Origin of the sequence: Bacillus sp. JJ1127 (assembly GCF_036965845.1) — a bacterium.
In the GTDB taxonomy this organism is placed as follows: Bacteria; Bacillota; Bacilli; order Bacillales; family Bacillaceae_G; genus Bacillus_A.
On sequence record NZ_JBALQK010000204.1, the window covers coordinates 15,480 to 22,304 of the forward strand.

The 6,825-nt window shown below is 35.9% G+C and carries 8 protein-coding genes; 3 read left to right on the forward strand and 5 right to left on the reverse strand.

Features of this window, described 5'->3' with window-relative positions; genetic code table 11:
- The coding region (locus V7183_RS18980) for a CotD family spore coat protein (RefSeq protein ID WP_335360471.1) at positions 1 to 249 on the reverse strand (249 nt) is incomplete at its 3' end.
- Positions 250 to 402: 153 nt separating this feature from the next.
- Positions 403 to 903 carry a YppG family protein gene (locus tag V7183_RS18985; RefSeq protein ID WP_097897198.1) on the reverse strand — a complete coding sequence of 167 codons (501 nt, stop codon included), beginning with the start codon at positions 901 to 903 and terminating at the stop codon, positions 403 to 405.
- A gap of 177 nt (positions 904 to 1,080) precedes the next feature.
- Here V7183_RS18985 and V7183_RS18990 point away from each other — a divergent pair, with 177 nt between their 5' ends.
- Entirely contained in the window at positions 1,081 to 1,275 is a 195-nt protein-coding gene (locus tag V7183_RS18990; RefSeq protein WP_097897199.1) for a YppF family protein, read from the forward strand.
- 23 nt (positions 1,276 to 1,298) lie between these two features.
- Here the strand turns inward: V7183_RS18990 and V7183_RS18995 are convergent, their stop codons facing one another.
- The 3 genes from V7183_RS18995 to V7183_RS19005 all read right to left on the reverse strand — a co-directional run bounded on the left by V7183_RS18995 (position 1,299) and on the right by V7183_RS19005 (position 3,610).
- On the reverse strand, positions 1,299 to 1,643 hold the full coding sequence (locus V7183_RS18995) for a YppE family protein (RefSeq protein ID WP_097897200.1): 345 nt from the start codon (positions 1,641 to 1,643) through the stop codon (positions 1,299 to 1,301).
- 15 nt (positions 1,644 to 1,658) lie between these two features.
- Positions 1,659 to 1,901, reverse strand: a complete 243-nt coding sequence (locus V7183_RS19000; RefSeq protein WP_097897201.1) for a hypothetical protein — start codon at positions 1,899 to 1,901, stop codon at positions 1,659 to 1,661.
- 683 nt (positions 1,902 to 2,584) lie between these two features.
- On the reverse strand, positions 2,585 to 3,610 hold the full coding sequence (locus V7183_RS19005) for a DUF2515 domain-containing protein (protein WP_335360472.1): 1,026 nt from the start codon (positions 3,608 to 3,610) through the stop codon (positions 2,585 to 2,587).
- Between the two features lie 103 nt (positions 3,611 to 3,713).
- Here V7183_RS19005 and recU point away from each other — a divergent pair, with 103 nt between their 5' ends.
- Both recU and V7183_RS19015 read left to right on the forward strand, forming a co-directional pair.
- Entirely contained in the window at positions 3,714 to 4,316 is a 603-nt protein-coding gene (gene recU, locus V7183_RS19010; protein WP_097897203.1) for a Holliday junction resolvase RecU, read from the forward strand.
- A 65-nt stretch (positions 4,317 to 4,381) separates the two neighbouring features.
- Positions 4,382 to 6,825, forward strand: a 2,444-nt coding sequence (locus V7183_RS19015; RefSeq protein ID WP_335360473.1) for a PBP1A family penicillin-binding protein, incomplete at its 3' end; no start/stop codon positions are given.

Sequence of the window (6,825 nt, forward strand, 5' to 3'; positions counted from 1 at the left end):
TCCAACTCCACCGAATCCTGGCTCACCAGGTTCTACAACATTTACATTTGAAGTTGTTTGTGGGAAGAAGTGTGCATTTTGAACTTGTTGATGGTGAACGTGTGTTGTATGAGTTGGGTGAACATGCGGCACCACCGTTGTGGAAAAAGTATGTGTTACGCATTGTTTTGTTGGATGAATGACAGGAGGTGTTGTACAAATAGGTCCTGTAGGCTTATGCCCTCCAAAACAAGGATGACAATGATGCATAGTTTTTCTCTCCTCTCTCATAAAAAAATCTGACTACACTTTACAATATGAGAGAAGAATCAAAGCCGCTTGTTATATACACCTATTTATTTAATGGAAATTTGTCTATATTGTTAGTCATTTCAATCTACTAACTTGGCCACATAGCTATCATTATTTTGCGAAAAATCCTCCAACTTGTTTTACAATCCCTGTAACTTGATTCATCGCATTCATCATTTGTCCTGCTGTATTCATCATTTTATTCACATCATAGTTTCCATCCGCGGTTTTAAATTGAGATACAAAACTAGAAAACTGACTTGGTTGTTGCTTTTGTTTATTCATTGTTGGATATGGTTGAAACGGCTGTTTCGGTGGATAAAACATAGATGGCTGATTCATATACGGTTGTGGTTGCGGCGGTACATAATATTGCTGATTCATATATGGCTGCTGTTGCTGGTTCATATACGGCTGCTGTTGCTGGTTCATATACGGCTGCTGTTGCTGGTTCATGAAGGACACTTCAAATGGCTGATAATAATTTTGATTTCCATAATAAGGCGCGAAAGGATACATATTGTAGCGTAAATATGTATCCTCATTATATTGATAAACATTTGGATTTGTATATGAATTCGATTGCTGATATGCATTAGATTGTTGAAACATGCATTCTCTCCCCCTTTACCTAAGTTTCTACCTATAGAATATGTACCTATAAAATAAAATGTGTACCTATATAAATGTCTGTTTTTGTCGGAAGTTTAAATTTTTAAAAAAATAAGAAAGTAAGCCCTTTCATGATATGATAATGAAGAAGAAGATTCTCATAGGGGAGGAATCAACATGGTATTAGGGGATTTAAAACAGGCTTTTTCTCAAAAAAAGGGGTATTGTACAGAAGATATGAATGAGTTACTCGACTTCGCAAGACATTGTTATCTCGAAGGAAAAATATGTATATCAGAATATCGAGTATTGATACGTGAATTAGAAACAAGTGGGGCAACGAAACCCACACATACAATTGCAGAATCATAAAAACAAGAGGGTTTCCCCTCTTGTCACTTACATAACTCCACAACATTTTGCAACGTATATAAAATCGCCTGATGTGTTTCATAAAATCGTTTCCCTTTTCCCTTATTTACAAAACACTGCAAAGCATTATTTTGTAAATTATCATACACTTGATCAATTTGCTGTAAATGTATATATTTAGGCTTTTCTTGTTTTATCCATTGATAGGCTAATTCTTTCCAACCCTCTAACTCTCGATCAACCATATCTACAAAAGGCTTCATATCCATATAAAAATCAAACTCTTTATCTTCTCTTTTTTTTACAATCGTTTCATCATTATAATCCATTAACTTTTTTGAAGATTGCATTAACGCTTGATACTTCACTCTATTCCCACCTTACTATGCACCTACTACGACGTTTTGAAACGTTTGAAGCCAACTTCCTTTTTCTTCATGATGCAATAATTTATCTTCCATATGTTGAATATGCATTTCTGTTATTTCTGCCTTATTACATATATCTTCACGTCTATCCTTTATAGCATGATTAACCCTAAGAGAAACATTCATTTCCAGCAAATCAAGAGCACTTAACATTTGATCCATTTTCTTCATTACATTTTCCTTCTGAACCATCGCCATTTATAAAACGCCTCCTTCTTTGCTTTCCCTTTGTCATGTAATTTCGACAGTTCACTTTTCACTCCTGCATGACTGACAAAACTAGTTGAGATTCGGCAAATAAAGTGAAACTTCCACCAATGATGAGGATTTCACCAACAATTTGTTCCCCTTATTCATCTTCCTTATCTCTACTCAATTTTTATCCCGCTATTTGCGGGCAGTAAGACTCCCACCTCAAAATTCGGTGAAAGCAAAGAAGGTAGGTGGGAGATAAACTGCCCGTAAAAGCCCGATTGGTGAGGGCTGATAATCAGTGGGGGATGAAGAACCCCCACTGATTAAAGTTTCACTTTATAGTTAGGGAATTATTTTCCGAAAATAGCGGAAGAAATCGGTTTGTATGTGTTTTATAGAAATGGTAACAATACAAAAGGGAGGTGTTACCATGGCTAAAAATAAAGATGAAAAGAAGAAAAAGCAAAACAAACAACAAAATAAACCTGAGACTGGAAATCCAAAGCTAGATGGGCCAAACTTCCCTGCTACATAAAGGGAGGCTTTCATGCGTTAGAAAAGTTATCCACTTCAGATAACTTCCTTCTTTTCACATTCCACTGAGATGATACATTTTCATGAAACATGTATAAACGTAACCAATCGAGTAGTCCCGCATCCTTGTAAAAGTGCGGGACTTTTTCTTATTATATCATGAAGTCATCTAACCTTTTAAAAAAGCCATTTAATGTAGAAAAAAGATGCACTTGCTTTTGTTTATCTCTAAACCAAACCGTTATATCAGTTTCTTCCTTTGGCTCCTTATGCAAAAATAAAGTCTCTACATCCATTCCTGAATGGAACCAATCTGTTTCAATCTTTTTTTGATGCGGCACAATTGAAAAGACATCTCTAAGCTGAGGTGTGTCTTGTTCTTTTGAAACTTTAAAATATTGCTCATAATCCATCCTTGAACCTGTGTGAACAGTATGTAAGGCAAAATCATAAAATAACTCTTCATAGTCAGGATGAAACAATAACCATGCTAGGTTCTTTCCAAGCTCGATACGCTTTTGTAACTTTTCAAATTCATAAACTGAGAAGCCATATAAATTCCCTTCCACCGTCGGAAAAATCACCGCATTAAAATGAAACCATTCTTGAAATTTAAAGAGTGCTGTATCAAATACACGTTTTTGAAAATATGAATTCTCAATAACTGGTTTTTGAATTTTATTTTGTTCATTAATAATTAGTGCCGTCATAAGTCGATTCATATCTCTTTCTACCCAAAAGCGTTTCCATTCTTTCTCCATAAAAATAGATATTTCAAAAAACTGTAATAAATGAAAAAGCGTTGCACCGCCCTCTTTACTATGTTCGTACAATAACAATTGCGGATATGCATCTGAAAAAATAAGCCAATTCGCACTTTCATATGTGAGAAATAATTGTTTTCTCCTCTCTTCAGATAAAACGTTCGGATAATACTTCCCTTCTAAATCTGTCATATTCCACCCAGAATTTCTCGAAACCATACTGGCTAAAAAAGACCACCGAATTTCTTTATTTCTCAAGTAATATTCTTGATAGGCATGTGTACGTGAGATATTATCTATATTCGCTAGAGTCATTTGTTCCTTAATATACATGATTAAATGCTTCTCCTCTTTTGTACAAGAAATACCCCTACGTTCGTTTTGTATTTTCTCGTACTCATTCCACACAAACATTAGCAAATCGCCTCATCTCTCCTGAAAAAAGTCACATTTCCTTTGCTTTTTTTGATATAATCACCTTTGTAAGTGATCCTAAGTAAGTTGGAGTGGACAAAATATGACCATTCGTTATCCAAACGGAAAAAGGTATAACCAAGCGTTACAACCTCAAAAAAGTCAAATGAAAAAACATACTTACAGTAACAGAGGTATGTCTCTTGAAGAGGAATTAAATGAAACAAATCAATATTATTTAAGTCATAATATTGCATGTGTACATAAAAAACCGACCCCTCTTCAAATTGTAAAAGTAGATTACCCCGCTCGAAGCGCTGCAGTTGTAAAAGAAGCTTATTTTAAACAGCCTTCTACGACAGATTACAACGGTGTATATAAGGGGAAATACATTGATTTTGAAGCGAAAGAAACAAAAAATAAAACAAGTTTCCCGCTACAAAATTTCCATCATCATCAAATTGAGCATATGAAACGTGTAATTGCTCATAATGGAATTGCATTTGTTATTATTAAATTTACACTTTATGATGAATTTTATTTACTCGATGCAAAACACGTTATTTCATTTTGGAATCGTCAAGATAATGGTGGACGTAAATCGATTACAAAACAAGAAATCGAAGAGCACGGATCCTTGTTATCATGCGGTTATCACCCTCGAATTGATTACATTCGTGTACTAGACACGGTTTATTTTTCATGATAGAGTCAACAATAAGGCTCTTTTTTCGACTTTTGGGGAGAAAATGAAAGGTAGGAGAAAGTATAATGTCAGAAAAGTATCGTTCTCGTACAGAACGAAAACATGCAAAACATCAAACGAAAGAAACAAATAAAAAGGAGAAGCCCAAGAAAAAAGGTTCCTTTTTTAAAAAATTTTTAATAGGTTGCCTACTTCTTGGCATTGTTGGCCTTGTGGCAGGGGTTTCTGCTTTCTTCGTCATGGTAAAAGATGCTCCAAAGCTAGATAAAGCGAAACTTGTCAATCCGTTATCTACTAAATTTTATGATAAAGATGGCAATTTCTTTTATGAATATGGTGCCGAAAAACGAACGAATATCACTTACGATCAAGTTCCAAAAGTAGTAGAAAATGCATTCCTCGCCACTGAAGACGCTCGCTTTTATGAACATAATGGAATCGACATTAAACGTACAGGAAAAGCGATTATGGAAAACATCACAGGCGGATTTGGATCACAAGGTGGTAGTACAATTACACAGCAGGTAATCAAAAACTATTTTCTAACGATGGAAAAAACATCAAAACGAAAAGTACAAGAATGGTATTTAGCTTATAAATTAGAGCAACAATACTCCAAACATGAAATTTTAGAAATGTACTTAAACAAGATTAACCTAGGTAATCGTTCTTATGGTGTCGCAACTGCAGCGCAAAACTATTATGGAAAAGACTTAAAAGATTTAAAGTTACATGAAGCGGCAATGCTTGCGGGATTACCACAAGGACCAAATATTTATGATCCAACAAAAAAAGAAAATGTAGAACGTGCAACTAAACGTCGTAACGTTGTATTAACATTAATGAATCGTCATAATTTCATTACAAAACAACAAATGGATGAGGCAATGGCTATCCCAGTAACAGAAGGACTTCTTCCATCTAAAGAAGTTACTGAAATGCCTTACCCTGCCTTTTTAGATGCAGTTGTAAAAGAAATCGAAAAAGAAGAGCCTGATGTAAATATTGGATCTGATGGATTACAAATTTACACAACGCTTGATAGGAAAGCACAAGACTACGCTGAAGAGATAATGGATGGGGACATTATTAAATACCCAAATGATCAATTCCAAGGTTCTTTCGTATTTATGGATACAACCTCTGGGGAAGTTCGCGCAGTTGGTGCTGGGCGTAAAGAAAGTAAATCAACATTTAAGGGACATAATATGGCGATTGATTTAGAGCGCCAAGTAGGTTCCACAATGAAACCTATTTTTGACTACGGTCCAGCGATTGAAAATCTACAGTGGTCCACTTATCATCAATTAAACGACTCAGAATATACATACTCAGACGGTACAAAAATTCGAAATGCGACAAGCAGTTACAAAGGGGATGTTTCTATGCGTGAAGCATTGAAAAAATCTTTAAACATTCCTGCTTTAAAAACTGCTCAAACAGTCGGATTAAATAAATCAAAAGAATTTGCCGAAAAACTTGGTATGACATTCAAAGATGGCCCATATGAATCAACGGCAATTGGTAGTAACGAAAGTTCTCCATTACAGGTAGCTGGTGCCTATGCGGCATTTGGGAACGATGGCGTTTACAATAAACCTCATTTCGTAAAAGAAGTTGTCTTCCCTGATGGCAAAAAGAAAAGCTTTAAACCAAAAGAAAAACGAGTAATGCAAGATTACACAGCATACATGATTACAGATGTCCTTCGCGATGTTGTAAAACCAGGATCTGGTGGTACCGGCTCGGCAGCATATGTTCCAGGCGTCGATCTTGCTGGTAAGACCGGAACTCAAAACTATGATAAATCGGTTATCCAAAAATACGGTATTCCAGCAGATGCGAACCGAGATAGTTGGTTTGCAGGATATACACCGCAATATACAATGGCCGTTTGGACAGGTTACGAAAAAGATAGTAAAGAAAATTATATAGGCGATCGCTCAACAAAAATTGCACAGCAAATGTTTAAAGCAATGATGAGTAAATATGCTACAGATAAAACTCGTTTTGAACAACCTTCTTCTGTAGAACGTATAAATGATGAACTTTATGTGAAAGGTGCAAAAAAGGATGCTGTTAAGCAGATCAAAGTAGATCCACCAACTGGTGTAACGCCATCTTATGATGCAGCATCTAATGCGATTACATTAAGCTGGTCTGGTCCTTCAACAGATGTTGATGCTTATTCTGCAAGCTATAAAGCAAACGACGGTTCTAGTGGCAGCCTATCCGTGAGTGGTACAACTGCTACACTTAGCGGTGTAAAACCAGGTGTGACTTACACCTTCTCTGTAGTAGCGAAAAAAGGTACTGGTACAAGTAATGCCGCTGGCGTATCCTTTACTGTTTCTGGCGAAAATGCAGATGCCAAGAAGAAAGCTGAAGACGAGGCTAAGAAAAAAGCTGAAGATGACGCCAAGAAAAAAGCTGAAGATGACGCCAAGAAAAAAGCTGAAGATGACGCTAAGAAAAAAGCCGAAGATGACGCAAAGAAAAAAGCTGAAGA